Genomic DNA, 22184 nt, shown 5'->3' on the forward strand with positions numbered 1-22184 from the left:
CGCTACAAGACCCATGCAGTTCGGGCACCGACAGTGGTACTTTTATGCAATCGAGTATGGCTAAGGCAAAATGCATCAATGCCTGCGCTATGTTGTGAATACCACGCACCACCGCGCATTAAGGCACGTTCACCATAGTTACGCAGGTAGATTTGATCATCTGATTGTTTAATTTTGTAAGGGGCGAGACCCAATATCTTCAATAAAGTCGGAATTTTTTCACTTTCGGTCGTTCCAACTAATCGAAAAGGACTGTCCAACAGGCCCTGCGGGTAGCCTGAATCCGTTGGCTCACCATTAAAATGATGGATTTGTGCCGAGATTATCGGGGTGCCAGCATTGCCATCAAGTTTGGCTATTGGTGAATCATATTTTGCACTTGATGGGCTATTAGGGGGGATTAACTCACCACTGCTCATATCAATAGCTCGCCAATCTAACAATGCGTCATCAAGATGAATAGCGGCATCATTATTTTTTATGATTTGAATTTCTCCCGCAACTAGGCGTGCACCTGTTTGCCACTCCCAAAGGTTACCAACCAAATCGCTTACCCCTGAAAGTTGGTGATTATGGTGCCAGCTTTCCCATTGTGCATTAGTTGGGGTTGTCGGGGTGCCTTGCAAACCGCCAGTCGCTAGCCCGTCAATTCGTGGAATAAATTCATCATGGTTAAAATAATTACGGCCGTAATCCGTATTGCCATGAATAAGGTTATTGTGTTGATTAGTTAAGGCTGAGATGGCACTCCACTCTGCGTTAGTACTGATATGGCAGCCTTTACCTGATTGTTGCGCTAATGATTGAAATTGCGCTAAATCTAAATTGCATGCGGGTGATTGGTTGGGTTGGCTAACTAATTCATCATCTCGCAAACTTGCGCTGTAACAGGCGTAGAAAAAGGCATCAATAGGGCGCTCATGAATGATAAAAGCTGGATGGATACCAGTGCCTAAAGAGGGGGAAATGTCTTGTAAATCAAACTTGGGTACGATGAAGACATAGTTCGGCTGGCCTTTAGGGCTGTAAATAATGGTTCGTTGCCCATGGCTTTGTTTTTCAACTTGGGTTCGTAGTGGATCAGGGGAATAAATTGTGGTCATCATAAGCCTCTGTTTTAAAGGGAAACCCAGTAGCCTTCTTGCCACTTGATGGGTAAGAACTGTTCAGTAAAATCTTTGAAAACCGTATTAACATCCAGATCAGGGAATATGCTAGGGTGTAACCAAGTCGCAAATTTTAGAGCGGCAATAAAGCCAAATGGGCTGTCGTAAAAAGTGTGCCAAATAGCATGAACATGCTGCTGTTTGACTGCATGCAATGTTTTAAAGGCATTACGTTGCATTAAAATTTTAAGCCTTTGTTTTGCTAGCGGTAAATCTGCACCAGGGCCTAATCCTACCCAATTGCCTTTCGGGTTATAGCCACTCCAATCGGTGCCGGTGACAATCACCATTTGAGCTTGGGTGTGAATAATCGTCTCTTGGTTTAGAACACCATATGTTCCATGAATGTATTGGTTAGCAATATTCTCTCCACCCGCAAACGAGAGAAACTGACCAAAATTTCCGTTTCCGTAGGCTAAGCAACACTCTTCAGTAAAACCTGCTGCACGCTCAAGGAGTACTTTGGGCCTTATAGGATTTGCATTAGCGAGGCGAGTATTTACATTATCTAGTTGTGTTTTAATAAATCGATTGATGCGATGAGCCCTTTCTTGTAAACCAAAGACTTTCCCCATAATCGCAATGCTTTTCGGCGTATTGGTGAGTGGGTCAACACTCATATCAAGGGCAATAACAGGGACATTAGCGCGCAGTAAAAGCATGAGAAGCCCATTGGCTTGTAGACCCGAAAATGTGCCCGTTGTCGTGAAAATAATGTCAGGTTTGAGTTCCAAAATCGTTTCCAAATTAGCTTGCGCCCCGCCGATCGCGGGGAGGTGGGGTAATTGTTCAATCTTAGGAAACGCCTTACAGTATTGTTGGTAACTACGCAAATCAGCAGTACGAAAGTTACTGGGAACAGCGACAAGTTTCTCCACAAAATTGGGTATTCCCAATGTGGCAAAGAGAAAAATCAGTGATGGGTCAGCCAAATAAATTTTCTGTGCATTTTCTGGGTAAGCAATAGTGCGTCCAAGGATGTCTGTCACCTTGGGCATTGCGGCTGCGACAACTGGGCAAGGCATTGCACTTAACGTCGCCATTGCTAACCCTGCCTTAATCAAATTCCTTTTAGAACTTTCCATAAGTTGCTTACCTATTGAATTAAAAGTAGTAATTAAGTGTGGCAAGTAACGTTCTATTCGTGCCAATACTGCAATAGGTGGAACTGGTACAGCTGGCAACGTAGGATTTATTGGTGACATTACTGACAGTTAACCCCAATTCCATACCCGTGAGTTCAGGGGCTAATGCATCCATTTGGTACCTTGCACTAATATCGCCAAGCCAGACTGCTGGTACTTTAAATGTGTTGGTGTTGTCACCCCATGTTTCGCCGAGATAACGCACGCCAACGCCGACTAAAGCGCCTTCGAGGTAAGGGGAGTGAAAACGGTAGTCAACCCATGCGGAGCCGCTGTGTTTAGGGACTTGAACAGGGTGCTTATTTAAGACTGAAAGGTCTTGGCTTTCGGTGATTTTATTATCAGTAAAGGCATAGCTCACCATGACATTCACTGACGGTGTTAATGCCATACGGCTTTCAAAATCAACCCCACGAGAGCGAATTTTCCCTGTTTGATTATAGTAATCTGGATTTAGCGGGTTATGGGTGGTGACATTTTTTTGTTCTAACTCATACGCTGCAACGCTTGCCATGAGGTTATCCGATTGGTATTTAAGCCCCACTTCGGCTTGTTTTGATTCGGTTGGGATAAAGGATTTTCCATCCGCATCTGTCCCTAAAACGGGGTCAAAGCTATCGGAAAAACTGATCCATGGCGAAAAGCCATTTTCAAAAGCATAGGTTAGCCCAACGCGTTGGCTCCAAGCGGAAGTGTCATTTTTTTGCGTTGTGTGAGAGAGGTTATTATCAGTATCTAAATAAGACCAATCATAGCGTCCACTGAGGATCAAATCCCATTGTTGCCAACTAAGTTGGTCTTGTAGATAAACCCCATAACGATCAAAACGTTGGGTTGTTGATGTGCGGGAAACGGGGTAAGGTTTAAATTCAGGATGATGAGGTTTCACCCATGGATCGAAACTGACGGTTTGCGAGCCCCACCAGTCTTTATCCAGCTTTCCAGTTTGAAAATCAAACCCAGTGAGTAACTCGTGGCGAATATCGCCAGTTTTAACTTTATAAACCAGTTGGTTATCAGCAACAAAGGTTTTGGATTTGCTTGGTGAATTTTGGTAAACCGCGGTGAGTAACCGATCCCCCGCTAAGAAGCCGCGCGTGAAGTCTCGTTTAATGTGGGTATCTACATCAGAGTAGCGCATATTTTGTTTCAGTGTGACGGACGAGCTGACTTGGTAGTCAACTAATGAGGTCACTGACCACTGTGTACGTGTGGATTTTTCATGTTTGGGGTCACTGTAGTTTTGAGTGAAATCCAGCTTTCCATTTGGGTTCGGTAGCAAGCCAATTGCTTGAGCAGGCAAGGTATTATAGTGGCCAATGTGTGGATCATGTTGATATTGGCTTAAGACTGTCCAATTGAGTTTTTCATTGGGTTGCCATGTGATAGAAGGGGCCAGTAAGTAGCGAGATTGCTTCGAGGAATTCACTTGTGAATCCGTTGATAGCGCTAATCCATTCATTCGATATAGCAATGTTTCATCGTCATTCATGGCGCCAGTGGTATCAAATTTGACGGCATTGTTATCAAAATTACCTTTTTGGAACTGAATCTGATGTGATTCATTGGCACTTGGGCGGCGTGATTGCATATTGATAACCCCCCCAGCTCCTCCTTGACCATACAGTGCAGATGATGGTCCATGAACGGCTTCGATACTATTGAGTGTCCATGAATCGACTTGTGGCCCCCAGATCCCACTGTTGCCGATAACCCGTAATCCATCCAAGTAGTAATCAGCATCGAAACCACGAATTTTTGAAAAATCGATACCGCCACCAAAGGCGCCAAATTTCTCACTGGTTACACCCGCGCTGTAGCGTAAGGCTTGGCTGATTGATTCAGAAGGCAGAGTATCCATCTGCTCGCGCTTAATCACTGAAACAAATTGCGGCGTTTCCAATAAGGTGGCTGAGCTTTTTGTGGCAGTAGATTGAGTTTTACTGGCATAGCCAATAGGTTCTTGGCCTTGGTTTTCTGCGGCCGTAACGACCAAGACGTCTGTTTTGGGCTTTGCATTTGCGGTATTTGAGCAAATCAGGGCGCAGACCAATAAACTTAGGGTGGAAAGCGTGTAGGTTCGATGAGTAAATTTATGCATGCAATTTTAGCCAATAAAGTAAAAGAGAAATTTTATGGCGTTAGCATAGATCGTCGACCGACCATCAGTCAATCTAATTAATAATCATTTGCATTTAATATTGAAGGAAGGGATTCGTAGGGTGAGTGAAAAATTATTTATCGTATTGATATTAAAAATAAATATGACAGCGTTCGAAATATTTTTTTGTGTGAGATTAAAACAACGCGAGCTCGTCTGGGTGATTCACTCGCTGTATTTTTTATTTAATCAGTTGGCTAAATCGCTTATACAAAATTTCGCCTAAATTTTGTTGAGTATATTCATGGCTATTGGCGAGGTTGTCCACGGCGGCATGCATAGAGTGGTAAATCATGGTGGCAAGAAGGTCTGGAGGAAGGGCTGACCATTCTTGGTTTTTTTCGCCAAGGGTTAAAATTGCTTTGATTTGCAGGACTGCGCGCGTTTCATGGTCATTACTGCGACCGTGATATTCATCATGAAACAGCATGTCATGAACCTGTTGTTTTTCAACGTAATATTTGACACTGTTTTCGCACCAAGACTGGAGTTTATGCGCCGCACTTTTTTGCAGGGCGAGCGCGTCATCAATATTTCCTAAATACCAATCCATATAGCGAGTGCGTAAGGCTTCCATGATGTCATTTTTTGACTGGAAGTAGTGGTAAAACGTCCCTTTCGCCACATCCGCAGAGCGCACAATTTCACTGACAGTTGTGTTGACAAACCCTTTAGACAGAAAGAGCTCTTCCGCTGCATTCATCAGGTCATCAAGCCGTTCTTCTGCAGGTTTTGTTCTTGGCTTCTTAGGTGGTTGTGTCATTGGGTTTGTCTCTTAATGTCTTGTTCTAAAAAACAGTAGGAATAATGCATCATAGCATTGAAAGGTGATGTGTTAAAAGTTAGTCCATTGAAAGTATGGCCTTCTTGGTTCTATAGGTTACTTTTTGCTGAAAAAGTAAATAAGCGATGATCAAAAATAAATACATCAACGCCCCAATTAACCACACCCAGCCATCCCAAAACGATAATGTTTGGCCATAAATGAAGCTAAACAACAGTGGGCCAACAACGCCTGTGGCATTGGTTAAACTGACAAGAATACCTTGCAGTTTACCTTGGTTTTCTTGGCTCACTTGCGTAGACATTAGCCCTTGAAGTGCAGGAAGGGCGATGCTGCCCCCGGCTAGCAGAATTAGCGTTGGGTAAATTATCCAGCCTTGTGTGAGCAGTGATAAAATCAAAAATGCGCAGCCATCTACCATGAAGCCCAGTAAAATCGTTGTTTTTTCGCTAAATTTCTTCGCTACTGCCCCCGCGACGAAAGCTTGAAATAACGCATGCATCACACCAAGCCCTGCCAACGATAACCCAACTTCCATGCTACCCCATTGCAAGCGATTTTCGGTAAATAATACCCAAGTTGTCGCGGGGATCTGGCCTATCAATTGCGCCATAAAAAAGACGAATATTAGTAGTGTAATTGGCTTTATGAGTTGTATAAATGAGGTGGATATTATCGGAGCACTATGGGGTTTTTCTTGTTTTCTTTGAGTTTCTCTATCTTTAAAGATCAAAAAGGTACCGATAAAAGCCCCTGTATTTAAGATTGCGGCAATGATAAACGGCAAATGGGGAGAATATTCACCTGCAAACCCGCCAATTGTGGGGCCTGCGATTAGGCCAACACCAAAAGCGGCGCCTAGTCGCCCAAACCACTTCGTGCGTTCATGAGGTTGGGTATTATCTGCAATTACGGAGGCAGCGACTGCGCCTGTTGCACCCGTAATTCCTGAAATTAATCGCCCTAAATATAACATCCACAATGTGCTTGAGAGCGCGAGCAAGGTGTAATCAACAGCGGCACCTGCGAGAGAGAGCAATAATATCGGGCGACGCCCCAATTTATCTGACAATTTCCCTAATAGTGGGGCGAAAAAAACCTGCATGATGGCATACATTGCCAGCAATATACCGTAATGATTGGCTAAATTCTCAGCAGACACATATTCTCGCAATAATGCAGGTAGTACAGGCATGATCAGCCCAATTCCCATGGCATCGAGGCTGGTAATGGTTAGAGCTGTAATGGCGGATTTATTCATTTTTCATTTCTCTATCGATGATAGAGTTGGAATATATCCCTATCAGTGATAGAGTGTCAATCAGAAAATAAGGGGACAACCATGGCGCGATTAAATAAAGAGACGATTATTACAGCCGCTTTAGACTTACTGAACGAAGTAGGGATAGAAGGGGTAACAACGCGAAAGCTAGCTCAAAAACTAGGCGTAGAACAGCCAACGCTGTATTGGCATGTGAAAAATAAGCGGGCTTTATTGGATGAGTTATCTGTTGAAATGCTAAGACAAAACCATGACCGCTCGTTGCCGAAAGAGGGTGAAACATGGCAGGCATTTTTGCGAAATAATGCGTTAAGCTTTCGTCGAGCGCTATTGAGCTACCGTGATGGTGCAAAAGTACACTTAGGGACTCGACCTAGCGCGGAACAATATTCCACAGTAGAAACGCAACTGCAATTTATGGTGGATAACGGTTTTTCATTAAAAAAGGGTTTATATGCGATCAGTGCAGTAGGGCACTTTACGTTGGGAAGTGTGCTTGAACAGCAGGAGCATAGTGCTGCCCTGAATGAACGCGAAACGACGGATGAGAATGCAATGCCCCCATTATTAAAATCGGCGCTTCAAATCATGGATAATGATGATGGAACTGAGGCTTTTTTGTTTGGTTTAGATGCATTAATTCAAGGGATTAAACCTTAATCTTTAAGGTATGGCAAATAAGCGCAAAGCCATACCTTAAACAATGGAAAACTATTTAGAGCATTGCTTATCTATTTGGCGTTTTCTATCGACTGCTTTTTGTGCCGTTTGCATCGCCAATTGTTGGTCTGCTTGCATTCTTTTTGCGAATGCTTCAGGGTCATTACCCACTAACTCATAGAACAATTTATACTCAAGTGGTGCAACACACTTACATTTTTTCTCAACAGCCGCTTGTTGCTTTGCCCGTTTTTTATCTACTGAAGATTGTGCTTCCCCTGCCATGGGCAAATAACTGTAGGTGTTTGTGCTGACACATTCATTATAGAAATCTTTTTCGGTTGGCATTTCATTAGCACTTTCATTTTCCGTGGAAAACGAATTGGCATGGGCGGGTAATATTATGACTCCAGAAAGAAACAGCGAAATAAATAATCCTTTAAATTTCATTTTATTTTCTCTTACCATGAGTGATATAAAAATAGAGACGGTTAGTCTTTAACTTGTTTAAGTAAATATGATTAGTTTAACTTATTGATTTAAATTGGATAAATTAAGTTTTTATTATCCTTTACTTATCATAACAAGCCGATTTTTTATAACAACTAAGGTTAGTCTGAATTAAAATAAACACTATTTTAGAACAGGTAATATCTATTTTTGCGTAGTTTAAGGGTTATTTTCTATTAAATTTCATGATTAAACTTTAATTTCCTAGCCATAAAAAAATACCCCATCGTTTTCACGTATGGGGTATTGGTTCGTTTTTAAATTATTGCGTGATTACAAGGTAAATACACCAATCAGGGCAATAACACTAATGATTGCAGACCCACCATAGAAAACCCATTTTGTCGCTGGGACATGGATTTTAAAATCGTGCAGTGTGTGGTGGATACGGTGCATACCACACCAAACTGGCAGGATAATCATCAGTAATAAGAAAACACGGCCGATAAAGCTTTGGCTAAATGCCATAATGCGCTCATAGCTCAGCATTTCTGGTGCAACACCCAGTGGAATTAAAATTCCTAATAGAATGATGATTGCAGGGCCAATCACGGCGCTCCACATACCACCTGCACCAAATAATCCCCAGAAAATCGGCTCATCGGAACGTTTAGGCGTTAGATTCATCAGATTCTCCTTAGATTAAAATAACAATGCGATTGCTAAGATTGCCGCCGTAACAACAATCGTGAGAGCCCAGAAGCCTTTAACGATAGGCTCATCAGACATTTTCTTATCTTTCACAATAATACTGACTGCTTTTGGTGCAAGGTTGAACCACGTCGTGGTGTGCAGCAATGTCGCAGCCAATGTAATGATATTAATGATAAGAATGATTGGGTTGCTTAAGAACCCAACAAAACCAGCCCATGATTCTGGACCGCTTTTCAGCGCAAATACCCCATACAGGACTAAAATACTGAACCAGACCTGAAGGACGGAGGTACTTTCACGCATGATGTAAAAGCGGTAAAAACCCAGCTTTTGCCACCAGTCGCCCTTCATTTCTCTGACATAGGGTTTACGTTTCGTAGTCATGACTTCAATTCTCCTTATCGTGGCTTCAGCATGGCGATAACAAAGTCTTGCGCGCTGGCAACTTTCCCTTGCTGAATAGCGCCAGCAGGGTCGACATGCTTAGGACAGACTTCAGAACAGTAGCCTACAAACGTACAGCTCCAAACACCATTGTCCCCGTTTAATAAGGTCATGCGTTCTTTCGCACCATGGTCTCGGTTATCTAAATTGTAGCGCTCTGCCAATGTGATAGCGGCTGGGCCGATGAACTCTGGGTTCAGTCCAAATTGTGGGCAAGCTGCATAGCACAGACCACAGTTGATACAGCCTGAGAACTGATGGTATTTGGCCATCTGTGCAGGCGTTTGCTTATTCGGGCCTTCAGAAGGTTTACGATCATTACCGATGATGTACGGTTTGATGGCTTCTAAACGCTCAATAAAGTGAGTCATATCAACAACAAGGTCACGTTCGATTGGGAAGTTACCTAATGGCTCAACTTTCATACCTTGCGGGTATTCACGCAGGAATGTTTTACACGCCAGTTTAGGTACTTTATCAACCATCATGCCGCAAGAACCACAAATCGCCATACGACAAGACCAACGGTAAGACAGGTCTGGAGCGAGGTTATCTTTGATATAGCCTAACGCATCTAACAAAGAAGTTTGCTCGTCGTAAGGGACATCATACGTCACCAAATGGGGCTCACTATCCGTTTCCGGATTGTAACGCATGATCTCCATTTTTAGGTGTTTCATATCATCCATTAGCTTGCTCCTTCTTCGCCTTATCTTGAGCTTCAGCTTCGGCACCGTAAACACGTTTAGCTGGCTGAGATTTCGTGATTTTCACGTCACTGTATTCTAAACGAGGGGAGCCCTCTGGGTTATAGAATGCCAAAGTATGTTTAAGGAAATTCACATCATCACGTTCAGTACAACCTTCGTCGAGACGTTGGTGCGCACCACGTGATTCTTTACGATTGATTGCAGAGTGAGCCATACATTCCGCCACATCTAGACCAAAGCCTAATTCAATGGTGTACAGTAGGTCAGTGTTAAAGACGCTACTATGGTCGGTAATTTCGACATGTTTGAAGCGCTCTTTCAGTTCGGCAATCTTATCAACGGTTTTTTGCATTAATTCAGGTGTACGGTAGATACCGCAACCTTCTTCCATTGAAATACCCATTTCATCGCGAATTTTCGACCAGCTCTCTTTCCCTTTTTGGTTCATGAGTTTTTGCAGGTCATTTTCGATATCGCGTGTACGTGCTTCAATGGCGCTGGCATTTGCAGGGGTTGCTTCAGCCGCATGGCGTGCCGCTTCTTCACCCGCTAAACGACCAAATACCACCAGTTCTGCCAGTGAGTTAGAACCTAAACGGTTTGCACCGTGTAAGCCAACAGAAGAACACTCACCCACCGCAAACAGGCCTTTAATGCGCGTTTCAGTGCGTTGATCGGTTTCGATACCACCCATAGTATAGTGAGCGGTTGGACGAACAGGAATTGGGTCTGTTACTGGGTCAACACCCACGTAAGCTTTTGCTAATTCACAAATGAACGGTAAACGCTCATGGAGTTTTTCCGCACCAAGGTGGCGAAGATCCAGATACACAACATCACCACGGTGTGTGCTAATGGTGCGACCTGCACGCCATTCGTGCCAGAAAGCTTGAGAAACTTTGTCACGAGGACCGAGTTCCATGTATTTGTTTTCTGGCTTGCCCAGTGGCGTTTCAGGGCCCATTCCGTAATCTTGCAGGTAACGGTAGCCATCTTTGTTAACCAGAATACCACCTTCACCACGGCAACCTTCGGTCATTAAGATACCTGAACCTGGTAACCCAGTTGGGTGATATTGCACAAATTCCATATCACGCAGAGGCACGCCATGGCGGAATGCCATACCCATACCATCACCCGTAACAATACCACCATTGGTGTTGTAACGATAAACACGGCCTGCACCACCCGTTGCCATCACGATAGAGTTTGCACGAATTTGGACTTTCGTACCTTCCATCATGTTGAGTGCAACGAGTCCACGAGCTTGACCTTCATCAACAATGATATCGAGAACAAAATGCTCATCAAAACGTTGAATTTGAGGGTATTTTAATGATGTCTGGAAGAGTGTATGGAGCATGTGGAAGCCGGTTTTATCGGCTGCAAACCATGTACGCTCAATTTTCATCCCACCAAAGCGGCGAACGTTAACTGAACCATCTGGTTTACGGCTCCACGGGCAACCCCATAATTCGAGTTGGGTCATTTCTGTTGGGCAATGTTCGACGAAATAATCGACGACGTCTTGCTCACACAGCCAGTCCCCACCTGCGACAGTATCATTAAAATGATAGTCATAGGAGTCATGAGCCTGAGTAACTGCGGCTGATCCGCCCTCTGCTGCCACGGTGTGGCTACGCATTGGGTATACTTTTGAGACCAGAGCAATCTTGATATTGGGATTTGCTTCAGCGGCAGCAATCGCTGCACGTAAGCCTGCGCCCCCGGCCCCGATAATCGCTAAATCGGCATTGAAGGTTTGCACTGCGCTTCTCCATTGTTCAAGTGTAAATTGATAAATTCTTTTAAATACTTTTGATAATTAGCTAGGTCATTTTCAATTCAATCTAATGTCAAATTGTCAAATCTCTCTTTTTTAATAGTAAATAATATAATAGCTAATAATGACTTATCATGCTGTGAATTATAACGAATAGTCCCAGAGATAAATTTGATATAGAGGGGGGTTTTGGGTGAATTTACCCACAAAGTGTGAGGTGCGTCATCTTTTTATAAAATGTTTTTACAATTGGCGTTTTTTTAGTGTGTTAATGGTGAATAAAAAGGAATTTCAAATAATTATCATTATTTTTACATAAAAAAATAGGATTAAAAACCGAGTAAATTGGTCGGGTTTTATTAGCGCTAAGAGAATAATACTGATATTTGCTGCGAAGATTTTAATTCATATTGAATATTAAATTGCGACTTGCTTCACTATTTATATAAGCACATTTCTTTATTTTTTAATTTGTGTTCTTTTAATCTTTGAGAAAGAGAATTGTTCCACTTTTCTATTAACAGCTTTGTCACATAATATAAGAAATAATCATGTTTTCTATCGTCTAGGATCCAGGGCATTAGCATGATCCTTCCTACTTATTTAAGATGTAAAAAACCGTTATTCGCAAAGGTTTGCTTAATCGAGTAAAGCCGAGGATAATCATGCCATCTTTACTCACCTTTAGTACGAAGAACCCAGATTATTTCCTAGCGATGTTTTGCACCAGATAAATGTGCTTTTACGCATAGGAATGCATTGTGCGTTGTTCGACAGGTGGGTACACTGCACGACTATGTTTATTTTGGAGTCATCTTAATGAGTGATATAGCGAATTGGCAGCCAACCGCCCCCATCGCTAACCTGTTACAGCGCGCAAAAATTATTGCGGAAATCAGACGTTTTTTTACTGATCGCTGTGTACTAGAGGTAGAAACCCCCGCTATGAGTCAGGCTACCGTGACTGATTTCCATCTTGTGCCATTTGAAACACGTTTTGTTGGCCCGGGTGCTGCGCAAGGCATCAATCTTTACCTGATGACCAGTCCTGAATACCATATGAAACGTTTACTTGCGGCTGGCAGTGGGCCGATATATCAACTGGGTAAAAGCTTTCGTAATGAAGAAGCGGGTAGACACCACAACCCAGAATTTACGATGCTGGAATGGTATCGCCCACACTTTGATATGTATCGCTTAATTAATGAAGTCGATGACTTATTACAACAAGTGCTGGAATGCGAAAGTGCGGAATTACTTTCCTACCAACAAGCTTTTTTACGTCATTTAGATATTGACCCGCTATCCGCAGAAAAAAGTGAGCTGCGTGAAGTCGCTGCCCGCCTTGATTTAAGCAATATTGCGGATCACGAAGAAGATAAAGATACGCTCTTACAGCTGCTATTTACAATGGGGGTTGAGCCGCACATTGGTAAAGAAAAACCGGCGGTTGTGTATCATTTTCCTGCCACTCAGGCATCTTTAGCGGTGATTAGTACCGAAGATCACCGTGTCGCAGAACGCTTTGAGGTTTACTATAAAGGAATGGAGCTGGCGAATGGTTTCCATGAATTGACGGATGCGAGCGAACAACGCCAACGTTTTGAGCAAGATAACCGTAAGCGTGCAGCGATGGGCTTATCGGTTCAGCCGATTGATGAGCACTTATTGGCCGCATTAGAGCATGGCTTACCTGATTGCTCAGGGGTTGCTGTCGGGGTCGATCGTTTGATTATGATTGCGTTAAATGCCGAAAGGATCAGTGATGTGATTGCTTTTCCCGTCACGATTGCATAACGATTATCAAGCTTATAGCTCGTTATATAATGCAGCCAAATGGCTGCATTATCGTTTTTACAAGACAAAGAAATTATTTTTGATTTTGTAAGAACTGTACACCTAAATCAGGGAAGTCAGTAAACGCACCATCCACATCCGCTTGGTTGTAGATGATGTCATAAAGCTGCAGCCCATCTTTTGCGTATTTAGGCAGTTTATCGACACGAATGGTGAATGGGTGAACCGCCATGTTGTTTTCATGGGCTTCTTTTACCATACCATTGACTTTGATATTGGTTGGCGTGGATTCTTCACTGATTAGCATATGATAATCAGGGCCAATACCATCCGCATAGGTGGCAATTTCTTTCATTGCACCCGGTTTCATCATCCAATCGTAATTGTAATTGACCCAAGTCCCATCGGGTTTTTGCTCTTCGGTTTCATTCCAATCGGTGTAAGCGATTAACTGAATGAGCTTCAGGTTCATACCCATTTCTGGCATCAATGTATTTTTAATGCGTTTTAGTTCGTTCGCATCGAAACATTGCAGATAAACGTTGGAATCTTTTTCAACATAACCGTACTGTTTTAGCACTTCCAGCGTTTTTTTGGTGATATCTTTGCCTTCTTGGTGATGGAACCAAGGGGCTTTGATTTCAGGGTAAATACCAATATTTTTCCCAGTGGATTTATTTAAACCTTGAACAAATTCAATCTCTTCTTGGAAGGTATGAACGCGAAAGTCTGATTTACCCATTGGGAAGCGGTTCGGATAGCTTTGTACGTGTTTACCATCAACAATATCGAACCCTTCTGTGAATTTCAGAGACTTGATTTCAGGTAATGTGAAGTCAATCGCGTAATAACGGCCATCTTTACGCGCTCTGTCAGGGAAACGCTCAGCGACATCCGTTACACGGTCAAGATAATGGTCATGTAGCACAACCAGCTCATTATCTTTCGTCATTACCAAATCTTGTTCTAGAAAATCGGCACCTTGTGCATACGCCATCGCTTTAGCCGGTAAGGTGTGTTCAGGTAAGTAACCACTTGCACCACGATGGGCAATGACCACCTTGTTTGTCCCTTGCGCGGCTGCGGACACTGACATCACTAAAACCATACTTGCCACCAATGTTTTTAATGGGAAGTTCATGATTATATCTCCTTGGCACTTTTTGGATAAAAAAAGGGCCATATCATGATGATATAGCCCTCGGGTTTAGCGTTTATTCATAAACAAAATGTTTATTGAGAGTTCGCTAATTCGCGTTTGTGTTTGCTTTCGCTAATCATCACGATGAACAGCAGAACAACAGCAAGGGCTGAACCACCAATCATGACTGCGAAGCCACCGTCCCATCCGAAGTAGTCAACGGTATAACCGACGATAGCACTCGCCGCAACCGAACCACCGAGGTAGCCGAATAGCCCTGTAAAGCCAGCCGCTGTACCTGCTGCTTTTTTCGGTGCGAGTTCAAGGGCATGTAATCCAATCAACATAACAGGACCATAGATTAAGAAACCGATGATCAGCATACAAGCCATGTCAACGTTCGGGTTACCCGCTGGATTCATCCAGAATACGATAGTGGCGATGGTGACGAGAACCATGAAGAATACACCTGTCGCACCACGGTTACCGCGGAAGACTTTATCCGACATCCAACCACATAATAATGTGCCCGGGATACCAGCGTATTCATATAGGAAATAAGCCCATGAAGATTTATCCATTGCAAAGTGTTTCACTTCACGCAGGTAAGTTGGTGACCAGTCAAGAACACCGTAGCGCAGTAAGTATACGAATACGTTCGCAATCGCAATCATCCATAACAGTTTGTTAGGGAAAACGTATTTCATGAAGATTTCTTTCGCTGTTAATTCTTCTTCATCAGACGCTTTATAATCTGTTGGATAGTCGTTTTTGTACTCTTCGATTGGTGGAAGACCACAAGATTGTGGGGTATCGCGCATTAACGCAAATGCAATGATGGCAACAAGGATAGCGGCTAATGCTGGCATATACAGCGCAGCTTTCCAGTCGTTAAACCATGCCATACCTAATAGGAACAGCAATGGAGGAATACCACCACCGACGTTGTGGGCACAGTTCCATACGGAAACGATACCACCACGCTCTTTTTGTGACCACCAGTGAACCATGGTACGTCCGCAAGGAGGCCAGCCCATACCTTGGAACCAACCACAAAGGAACAGTAATACGAACATGACCATGATGCTTGATGTTGCCCATGGCACGAAGCCCATGATCAGCATCACTGCAGAGGCCAGTATCAAACCAGCGGGTAAGAAATAGCGTGGGTTTGCGCGGTCAGAGAATGACCCCATGATAAATTTAGAAAAACCGTAAGCAATTGAAATCCCTGATAAGGCGAAACCTAAGTCACCTTTAGAAAACCCTTGCTCAACAAGGTATGGCATTGCTAAGGCAAAGTTCTTTCGGACGAGATAATACGCTGCGTAACCAAAGAAAATACCCATGAAGATCTGCCAGCGAAGCTTACGATAGACTGGGTCTACCTTATCAGCTGGCAGCCTCTCTATATGAGGTGCTGGTTTAAAAATGCTTAACATATACGCCTCCGATGGCATGCTAATATTTATTTACACTTGATCGCTCTCAATGTTGAGAAAGATTGAGTGTTTATTATTGGTGAAGTAACAAAAACGAAAACAACCGAGTAATTTAAGAGCTTTTATTTTCTTAATTGCTCTAAATTGTATCCATTAGAAAACATTTTATCTGTAATCCAACGCACAATTATTGATTTTGTTTATGAAGTTGCATAGTAAATGATATTTGTGAATGGAATGGAACTAGAAATGTTAATTATTTTGTGACTTTCATCACGATATTGTTCTTTATAACACTGAAAATGTACAAATCGCTTTCGTTTTTGTTCCTTATCAAACATTGATCGCGTTTCTGCTCTATATTTAATAATAGATTATAAAAATAGAATCTATACTTATCGATTATAGAAATGTTTATTAATGTGAGGGATGCGACATGAATGGCTCATCTGTGACTGAAACGGATGTCATCATTATCGGTGGTGGCGCAACAGGTGCAGGAGTCGCTCGTGACTGCGCTCGCCGAGGTCTAAGAACCGTTTTACTTGAAAGGCACGACATCGCGACTGGCGCAACAGGGCGAAACCACGGTTTGCTCCACAGTGGCGCGCGTTATGCGGTAACCGATAGCGAATCTGCAAGAGAATGTATCGAAGAGAACAAAATCTTAAAGCGGATCGCCCATCATTGTATTGAGCGAACGGATGGCTTATTTATTACCTTGCCTGAAGACAGCCTCGATTATCAGCAAAAATTTATCACAGCTTGCCAAAGTGCAGGTATTGACGCAAATGCCATTGACCCCGCAGAGGCTATCCGTCTTGAGCCATCGGTCAACCCTGCCTTAATTGGTGCGGTTCGTGTACCTGATGGTACCGTTGACCCATTTCGTCTAACCGCTGCAAATATGCTAGATGCCAGAGAACATGGTGCAAAAGTACTGACTTACCATGAAGTTATCGGCCTTATCCGCGACGGTGATACTGTTCGAGGTGTGACTGTGTACGACCATCAAGCAAAAAAACAGTATGACATTTACGCCGAAATTGTCGTTAACGCTGGTGGGATCTGGGGGCAAAAAATTGCCGAATATGGCGAGCTAAAAATCAAAATGTTCCCTGCAAAAGGGGCATTGCTCATTTTAGGTCATCGGTTAAATAACATGGTGATCAACCGTTGCCGTAAACCTGCGGATGCGGATATTTTAGTGCCTGGTGATACGATCTCACTAATTGGGACGACTTCCACACACATTGAATATGACCAAATCGACAATATGTACGTCACTCCAGAAGAGGTTGATATTCTTATTCGCGAAGGTTCGATGTTATCACCTGCATTGGCGACAACGCGCATTTTACGTGCCTACGCAGGGGTTCGCCCTTTAGTGGCTAGCGATGATGACCCTTCAGGGCGAAATGTTAGTCGCGGTATTGTGCTTCTAGACCATGCGAAACGCGATGGAATGGAAGGCTTTATCACCATTACAGGTGGTAAATTAATGACTTATCGCCTGATGGCGGAGTGGGCAACGGATAAAGTCTGTGAAAAACTGGGACATTCTGCAAAATGTACAACAGCAGAAGCACCACTTCCGGGCTCTCAACACAGTGCAGAAGAAGCCTTGCGCAACGTAGTTTCCATTCCCGCACCAATTCGTGGTTCTGCGGTTTACCGCCACGGTGACCGTGCATCTGCCATTTTAAGCACTGATCGCTTAGATAAAAGTTTAGTGTGTGAATGTGAAGCAGTAACCGCGGGAGAGGTGCGTTATGCCGTCAATTCGCTCACAGTAAACAACTTATTGGATTTGCGCCGTCGTACCCGCGTAGGGATGGGAACTTGCCAAGGAGAGCTGTGTGCTTGTCGTGCGGCAGGTTTACTCAATCGATTTAATGTCACGACACCGCATGAAACTGAGCAGCAACTAGGTCATTTCCTCAATGAGCGTTGGAAGGGCGTGCGCCCCATCGCTTGGGGGGATGCATTGCGCGAAAGTGAGTTCACCAGTTGGGTTTATCATGGGTTATGTGGGATGAATGAAGCCACATTGGGCAAAGCATCTCAGAAGGAGGCGGATAATGAAATATGATGTCGTTGTGATGGGAGGCGGCCTTGCGGGGCTGCTTTGCGGTATTCGCCTAACCCAGTCTGGCCTGTCTTGCGCAATGGTGAGTGCAGGGCAAAATGCACTGCATTTTTCATCGGGTTCATTGGATTTATTAACCCATTTACCCGATGGCCAAATTGCAGAAAAACCACTGACAATGCTCGGTGAGTTAAAATCGCAAGCGCCTTTTCACCCCTATAGTTTGATGGGGGAAAACCACGTTGCTGAACTGGCTAGAATGGCAGAATCCATCTTGCAGCAAACGGGAATTCGCTTAAAAGGTTCTTGCGAAGAAAATCATTATCGCATCACACCGTTAGGCCATAAACGTATGACGTGGCTGAGCCCTGAGTCAGTTCCTACAGTTGGCTTACATCAAAAAATGGATGCCAGTAAAATTGCTGTTGTCGGTATTGAAGGGTTCTTGGATTTTCAGCCACAAATGGTAGCTGATGAGTTACAGCGTGAAGGAATACAGGCTAGTGCCCATTATGTACATTTGCCACTACTTGACCGGCTACGCGAAAATCCAAGTGAATTTAGAGCGATTAATGTCGCTCGCTGGCTTGATAGACCGGAAAACATGGCGCAAATCGTTGAAGAAATTTCGCCATTAATTGCTGATGCCGAAGCTGTCCTTATGCCTGCTTGTATAGGGCTGGACAGCGAACAGCCGATGTTGGAATTACAGAAACGATTAGGTAAGCAACTGTATTTATTACCCACTTTGCCACCATCATTATTAGGCATTCGCCTACATGAGATGCTATTACGCCAGTTTCGTCGCCAAGGTGGGATTGTCATGCCTGGGGATAAAGTCACGTCAGTAAATTATGCAGAAGGCCGTATTGCGTCTGTGCAGACACGTAATCACGGGGATATTTCGCTCAAGGCTAAACATTTTGTGTTGGCGACAGGTAGCTTCTTTAATAATGGCTTGGTCGCTGAGTTTGACCGTGTGTATGAGCCGCTGATGAATTTAGATTTATGTGAAATCTCAGAGCGAGCGAAGTGGACTAATAAAGAGTTTTTTGCTTCCCAACCTTATATGGCCTTTGGCGTGAAAACAGACGAAAAACTGCGGGCTCAAAAAGCAGGTGCAGCGATTGAAAACCTGTATGTCGCAGGTGCGGTACTCGGGGGCTTTGATCCATTAACCCAAGGCTGCGGTGCGGGAGTTTCAATGATTAGCGCATTATTTGCCGCGAATGAGATCATTAATGAAGTGAGTAAAAACAAAGCGATGCAGGCGGAGGTGGCACAATGAGTATTCAAGATGCAAGCTTTGAAAGCTGTATTAAATGTACGGTGTGCACAACATACTGCCCCGTTGCGAAAGTGAACCCATTGTATCCGGGCCCAAAACAAGCGGGGCCAGACGGTGAGCGCTTACGCTTAAAAGACCCAATGCTCTATGATGAAGCGCTGAAATATTGTACTAACTGTAAACGCTGTGAAGTCGCTTGCCCATCGGATGTGAAAATTGGTGATATTATTGCGCGTGCAAGAAATACCTACAGCCAGCAAAAACCGAAAATTCGCGATGCAATCCTCAGCCATACGGATTTAATGGGCTCGCTTTCTACGCCATTTGCACCAGTGGTAAATACCATCACCGGGTTAAAACCTGTGCGCCAAATTCTGGATAAAGCGTTAAAAATCGACCATCGCCGTGAACTGCCAAAATATTCATTTGGCACATTCCGCCGTTGGTATTCTAAACAAGCGGCAGAGCAAGCTAAATTTGAAGAACAAGTGGCTTTTTTCCATGGTTGTTATGTGAATTACAACCACCCGCAATTAGGGAAAGACTTAATTAAAGTCTTTAATGGCATGAACATTGGTGTACAACTGCTTAAACGTGAAAAATGTTGCGGTGTCGCATTGATTGCCAACGGGTTTATGAAGCAAGCAAAACGCCAAGCCAATGTTAATTTAGAGTCACTTCAGGAAACCATCCTCGAAAAACATATACCTGTAGTTGCGACGTCCTCAACGTGTACATTTACCATCCGTGATGAATATACCCATGTATTGGATGTAGATACCTCAGAAATGCGCGACAACATTGAGCTGGCAACGCGTTATATTTATCGTTTGTTAGAGCAAGGACGCGAACTCAAGCTGAAACATACCCCGTTAAAAGTGGCCTACCATACGCCATGCCATATGGAAAAAATGGGTTGGACATCCTACACGCTAGAGCTAATTAAACGTGTACCGGGTGTTGAGTTGATCGTGCTTGATTCCCAGTGCTGTGGTATTGCAGGGACTTACGGGTTTAAGAAAGAGAATTATGAAGTTTCACAAGGTATTGGTGCGGGGCTCTTCCGTCAGATAGAGGAAAGCGGAGCTGATATGGTTATTACAGACTGTGAAACCTGTAAATGGCAAATAGAGATGTCCACAAGTAAAAAATGCGAGCACCCGATTTCGCTCTTAGCAAGGGCATTATAATTAACTGAATTGTAGGGTTGTTATTTTTTGTTTTAGCTCAGTTTAACCCAGTTGGAGATAGCATTTCGCTATCTCCTTTTTTATGCTTAATGTTGACGAACTAATTGTTTTTTTTCTGAATTCGCAAAGAAGTATTTCAATATAAAATTCAGTAAAACGCCATAAGCAGGTAAGAAAAACAGCATGCAAATAAGTAACTTAAAGACGTAATCGACTAATGCGATTTCCACCCAATTTGCCGCCATAAAGGGGTCACTACTGCGGAAAAAGGCGATAAAGAAGAAAGCGATGGTATCAATTAAATTACCAAAAAACATGGCGCAAGCAGGTGCAACATACCAACGTGCATTTTGACGTAATTTATTGAAAACGCTGACATCTAAAATTTGCCCAAGTACATATGCCATAAAACTTGCGGCAGCAATTCGCGCAACAAATACGTTAAACTCAGAGAGTGCGGTAAAACCTTGCCATTCACCTTGGAAAAATAGCGCAGAAATAACATAAGAAATCAGCAGAGCAGGCAACATTACTGCGGTAATAATTCGCCGAGCAAGCGGTGCGCCATAGATGCGGACGGTTAAGTCAGTGGCCAAAAAGATAAAGGGAAAGGTAAACGCACCCCATGTTGTATGGAAGCCGAAAATATTAATCGGCAACTGCACAAGGTAGTTACTGGATGTAATAATTAAAATATGAAATAAAGATAGCCAAATTAACGCAGTGGCTTTTTGCTGCACAGTAAAATCAAACATATTGTACCTTTTTAGTCGCAATGGGGTGAGGGAACCCATGAAATTCATCCCTAAATCGGGAGTAGCGCATCATACGCCTGTTGCGCAACAAAAGCAAAACTGTTCATTCATCAACGCGCGTTTTATTATATAATCAATCTATTGATCTCTTTAAGAAGTCGTTTATATGTCTGATTTATTTACCAACGCAACCAAAACCCTTGATACTCTTGGCTTACGCTGCCCAGAGCCTGTGATGTTAGTGCGTAAAACTGTGCGAAATATGGCAGAAGGCGAGACGTTACTGATTATTGCCGATGACCCCGCAACGACCCGTGATATTCCCGGTTTTTGCCGTTTTATGGAGCATGACTTGCTGGCGGTTGAAGCGGAAAGCGCCCCTTACCGTTATTTGTTGCGTAAAAAAGCCAGCGGGTTATAGGTTATTGTGTGAGAAACAGTGTGGCCGTTGCCATTAGGGGCGGCAGCTGTTCTTGCGCAGTATAGAGTTAAACAATGAAAAGTAACGTTTTTTTAAATAGACTAATTGATTATTTTTAAAGATGCTTAATCTATTTTGACGTCGAATTTATCTCTTCACGGCTTAAGCCTGTACAGTTAATAATTAATTCTAAGTCGACACCGCTTTTTAAAAGATATTGAGCAGTGGTAAGTTGTTGTTTACGAAATTCTTCATGAACCTCTTTAAGGCCTATTTCAAATCCTTCTTTAAAACCTATTTCAAAACCTATTTCAAAACCTTCTTTACGGCCTTTTTCTTGTAATCTTAGCGCAATATTCATGATAACCTCTTGATGTTTTTCTGTTGTTTCACTCAGTTGCTGAACACTATATTCAAAAGGGATTGAGGCTAACTTAATCAATTTGCAATAAAGCATGCTGCTCAGTTATTGCAAGGACATGAGGTCTTCACGGCTTAAGCCTGTACTGTTAATGACTAACTGCAAGTCGACACCGCTTTTTAAAAGATATTGAGCAGTGGTAAGTTGTTGTTCATAAGCTTCTTTTCGTCCTTTTTCAATGCCTTCTTCAATGCCCTCTTTACGGCCTTTTTCTTGTAATCTCAGTGCAATATTCATGATAACCCCTTGATGTTTTTCTGTTGCTTCACTCAGTTGCTGAACACTATATTCAAAAGGGATTGAGGCTAACTTAATCAATTTGCAATAAAGCATGCTGCTCA

The 22184-nt window shown here is 43.2% G+C and carries 21 protein-coding genes; 6 read left to right on the top strand and 15 right to left on the bottom strand.

All coding sequences use genetic code 11. From position 1 onward, the window contains the following. Positions 1-2 precede the first annotated feature (2 nt). From AC4IFO_RS17675 to tet, 5 genes are all read right to left on the bottom strand, one after another. Positions 3-1106: a hypothetical protein gene (locus AC4IFO_RS17675; protein ID WP_490736353.1), complete on the bottom strand. Its 1104-nt coding sequence runs from the start codon at positions 1104-1106 to the stop codon at positions 3-5. Between the two features lie 11 nt (positions 1107-1117). After that, on the bottom strand, positions 1118-2251 hold the full coding sequence (locus AC4IFO_RS17680) for an ABC transporter substrate-binding protein (RefSeq protein ID WP_490736355.1): 1134 nt from the start codon (positions 2249-2251) through the stop codon (positions 1118-1120). Between the two features lie 19 nt (positions 2252-2270). Beyond that, complete coding sequence (locus tag AC4IFO_RS17685; protein WP_490736357.1) at positions 2271-4412, bottom strand: TonB-dependent siderophore receptor; 2142 nt, start codon at positions 4410-4412, stop codon at positions 2271-2273. 241 nt (positions 4413-4653) lie between these two features. Next, positions 4654-5235, bottom strand: coding sequence for a TetR/AcrR family transcriptional regulator (locus AC4IFO_RS17690; RefSeq protein WP_206083478.1), 582 nt, complete (start codon positions 5233-5235; stop codon positions 4654-4656). Positions 5236-5314: 79 nt separating this feature from the next. Beyond that, the gene (gene tet, locus AC4IFO_RS17695; RefSeq protein ID WP_490736360.1) at positions 5315-6517 is read right to left on the bottom strand and encodes a Tet(A)/Tet(B)/Tet(C) family tetracycline efflux MFS transporter; all 1203 of its coding nucleotides are present in this window, start codon (positions 6515-6517) and stop codon (positions 5315-5317) included. 81 nt (positions 6518-6598) lie between these two features. Between tet and tetR the strand changes: the two genes are divergently transcribed. Next, positions 6599-7198: a tetracycline resistance transcriptional repressor TetR gene (gene tetR / locus AC4IFO_RS17700; protein WP_490736362.1), complete on the top strand. Its 600-nt coding sequence runs from the start codon at positions 6599-6601 to the stop codon at positions 7196-7198. 51 nt (positions 7199-7249) lie between these two features. Here the strand turns inward: tetR and AC4IFO_RS17705 are convergent, their stop codons facing one another. From AC4IFO_RS17705 to frdA, 5 genes are all read right to left on the bottom strand, one after another. Continuing rightward, a complete protein-coding gene (locus AC4IFO_RS17705; RefSeq protein ID WP_490736364.1) occupies positions 7250-7648 on the bottom strand; it encodes a hypothetical protein in 399 nt (132 codons plus the stop codon). Between the two features lie 333 nt (positions 7649-7981). Then, entirely contained in the window at positions 7982-8335 is a 354-nt protein-coding gene (gene frdD, locus AC4IFO_RS17710) for a fumarate reductase subunit FrdD (RefSeq protein ID WP_206083482.1), read from the bottom strand. A gap of 15 nt (positions 8336-8350) precedes the next feature. Next, the gene (gene frdC / locus AC4IFO_RS17715; protein ID WP_004258617.1) at positions 8351-8746 is read right to left on the bottom strand and encodes a fumarate reductase subunit FrdC; all 396 of its coding nucleotides are present in this window, start codon (positions 8744-8746) and stop codon (positions 8351-8353) included. 14 nt (positions 8747-8760) lie between these two features. Beyond that, on the bottom strand, positions 8761-9495 hold the full coding sequence (locus AC4IFO_RS17720; protein WP_004258616.1) for a succinate dehydrogenase/fumarate reductase iron-sulfur subunit: 735 nt from the start codon (positions 9493-9495) through the stop codon (positions 8761-8763). Beyond that, positions 9488-11284 carry a fumarate reductase (quinol) flavoprotein subunit gene (gene frdA, locus AC4IFO_RS17725; RefSeq protein ID WP_219244639.1) on the bottom strand — a complete coding sequence of 599 codons (1797 nt, stop codon included), beginning with the start codon at positions 11282-11284 and terminating at the stop codon, positions 9488-9490. Before frdA ends, AC4IFO_RS17720 begins: the two co-directional genes overlap by 8 nt. Before the next feature lie 834 nt (positions 11285-12118). On the opposite strand from frdA, the gene epmA reads away from it, so the two are divergent. Further along, entirely contained in the window at positions 12119-13096 is a 978-nt protein-coding gene (epmA, locus tag AC4IFO_RS17730; RefSeq protein WP_275076498.1) for an elongation factor P--(R)-beta-lysine ligase, read from the top strand. Positions 13097-13169: 73 nt separating this feature from the next. On the opposite strand, the gene glpQ is transcribed toward epmA, so the two are convergent. Further along, positions 13170-14237: a glycerophosphodiester phosphodiesterase gene (glpQ, locus tag AC4IFO_RS17735; protein WP_490736367.1), complete on the bottom strand. Its 1068-nt coding sequence runs from the start codon at positions 14235-14237 to the stop codon at positions 13170-13172. A 92-nt stretch (positions 14238-14329) separates the two neighbouring features. After that, positions 14330-15679 carry a glycerol-3-phosphate transporter gene (gene glpT / locus AC4IFO_RS17740; protein WP_490736369.1) on the bottom strand — a complete coding sequence of 450 codons (1350 nt, stop codon included), beginning with the start codon at positions 15677-15679 and terminating at the stop codon, positions 14330-14332. 436 nt (positions 15680-16115) lie between these two features. Here glpT and glpA point away from each other — a divergent pair, with 436 nt between their 5' ends. The 3 genes from glpA to glpC are packed head-to-tail and all read left to right on the top strand — an operon-like array spanning position 16116 to position 20246. After that, positions 16116-17771, top strand: coding sequence for an anaerobic glycerol-3-phosphate dehydrogenase subunit A (glpA, locus tag AC4IFO_RS17745; protein WP_219244635.1), 1656 nt, complete (start codon positions 16116-16118; stop codon positions 17769-17771). Beyond that, positions 17761-19056 (top strand): glycerol-3-phosphate dehydrogenase subunit GlpB, encoded by a 1296-nt coding sequence (gene glpB, locus AC4IFO_RS17750; RefSeq protein WP_490736371.1) that lies wholly within the window; start codon positions 17761-17763, stop codon positions 19054-19056. Before glpA ends, glpB begins: the two co-directional genes overlap by 11 nt. Next, entirely contained in the window at positions 19053-20246 is a 1194-nt protein-coding gene (glpC, locus tag AC4IFO_RS17755) for an anaerobic glycerol-3-phosphate dehydrogenase subunit GlpC (RefSeq protein ID WP_219244633.1), read from the top strand. The genes glpB and glpC overlap by 4 nt, the downstream gene beginning before the upstream one ends. A gap of 86 nt (positions 20247-20332) precedes the next feature. On the opposite strand, the gene AC4IFO_RS17760 is transcribed toward glpC, so the two are convergent. Then, a complete protein-coding gene (locus AC4IFO_RS17760) occupies positions 20333-21001 on the bottom strand; it encodes a 7-cyano-7-deazaguanine/7-aminomethyl-7-deazaguanine transporter (protein WP_219244632.1) in 669 nt (222 codons plus the stop codon). A gap of 166 nt (positions 21002-21167) precedes the next feature. On the opposite strand from AC4IFO_RS17760, the gene tusA reads away from it, so the two are divergent. Then, entirely contained in the window at positions 21168-21422 is a 255-nt protein-coding gene (gene tusA / locus AC4IFO_RS17765; RefSeq protein WP_219244631.1) for a sulfurtransferase TusA, read from the top strand. Between the two features lie 130 nt (positions 21423-21552). Here the strand turns inward: tusA and AC4IFO_RS17770 are convergent, their stop codons facing one another. Beyond that, a complete protein-coding gene (locus AC4IFO_RS17770; RefSeq protein WP_490736373.1) occupies positions 21553-21783 on the bottom strand; it encodes an Rpn/YhgA-type helix-turn-helix domain-containing protein in 231 nt (76 codons plus the stop codon). 105 nt (positions 21784-21888) lie between these two features. Next, a partial coding sequence (locus AC4IFO_RS17775) for an Rpn/YhgA-type helix-turn-helix domain-containing protein (RefSeq protein ID WP_490736374.1) occupies positions 21889-22184 on the bottom strand: 296 nt, incomplete at its 5' end.

It is taken from the genome of Providencia sp. UF-224 (assembly GCF_058245955.1).

Coding starts and splice junctions, on each gene's coding strand:
- AC4IFO_RS17685 (WP_490736357.1), bottom strand. CDS start 4,412: ATGCATAAATTTACTCATCGAACCTACACGCTTTCCACCCTAAGTTTA.
- AC4IFO_RS17720 (WP_004258616.1), bottom strand. CDS start 9,495: ATGGATGATATGAAACACCTAAAAATGGAGATCATGCGTTACAATCCG.
- frdC (WP_004258617.1), bottom strand. CDS start 8,746: ATGACTACGAAACGTAAACCCTATGTCAGAGAAATGAAGGGCGACTGG.
- AC4IFO_RS17770 (WP_490736373.1), bottom strand. CDS start 21,783: ATGAATATTGCGCTAAGATTACAAGAAAAAGGCCGTAAAGAAGGTTTT.
- AC4IFO_RS17760 (WP_219244632.1), bottom strand. CDS start 21,001: ATGTTTGATTTTACTGTGCAGCAAAAAGCCACTGCGTTAATTTGGCTA.
- glpA (WP_219244635.1), top strand. CDS start 16,116: ATGAATGGCTCATCTGTGACTGAAACGGATGTCATCATTATCGGTGGT.
- glpT (WP_490736369.1), bottom strand. CDS start 15,679: ATGTTAAGCATTTTTAAACCAGCACCTCATATAGAGAGGCTGCCAGCT.
- frdD (WP_206083482.1), bottom strand. CDS start 8,335: ATGAATCTAACGCCTAAACGTTCCGATGAGCCGATTTTCTGGGGATTA.
- tetR (WP_490736362.1), top strand. CDS start 6,599: ATGGCGCGATTAAATAAAGAGACGATTATTACAGCCGCTTTAGACTTA.
- tusA (WP_219244631.1), top strand. CDS start 21,168: ATGTCTGATTTATTTACCAACGCAACCAAAACCCTTGATACTCTTGGC.
- AC4IFO_RS17690 (WP_206083478.1), bottom strand. CDS start 5,235: ATGACACAACCACCTAAGAAGCCAAGAACAAAACCTGCAGAAGAACGG.
- AC4IFO_RS17680 (WP_490736355.1), bottom strand. CDS start 2,251: ATGGAAAGTTCTAAAAGGAATTTGATTAAGGCAGGGTTAGCAATGGCG.
- epmA (WP_275076498.1), top strand. CDS start 12,119: ATGAGTGATATAGCGAATTGGCAGCCAACCGCCCCCATCGCTAACCTG.
- tet (WP_490736360.1), bottom strand. CDS start 6,517: ATGAATAAATCCGCCATTACAGCTCTAACCATTACCAGCCTCGATGCC.
- glpB (WP_490736371.1), top strand. CDS start 17,761: ATGAAATATGATGTCGTTGTGATGGGAGGCGGCCTTGCGGGGCTGCTT.
- glpQ (WP_490736367.1), bottom strand. CDS start 14,237: ATGAACTTCCCATTAAAAACATTGGTGGCAAGTATGGTTTTAGTGATG.
- AC4IFO_RS17675 (WP_490736353.1), bottom strand. CDS start 1,106: ATGATGACCACAATTTATTCCCCTGATCCACTACGAACCCAAGTTGAA.
- AC4IFO_RS17705 (WP_490736364.1), bottom strand. CDS start 7,648: ATGAAATTTAAAGGATTATTTATTTCGCTGTTTCTTTCTGGAGTCATA.
- glpC (WP_219244633.1), top strand. CDS start 19,053: ATGAGTATTCAAGATGCAAGCTTTGAAAGCTGTATTAAATGTACGGTG.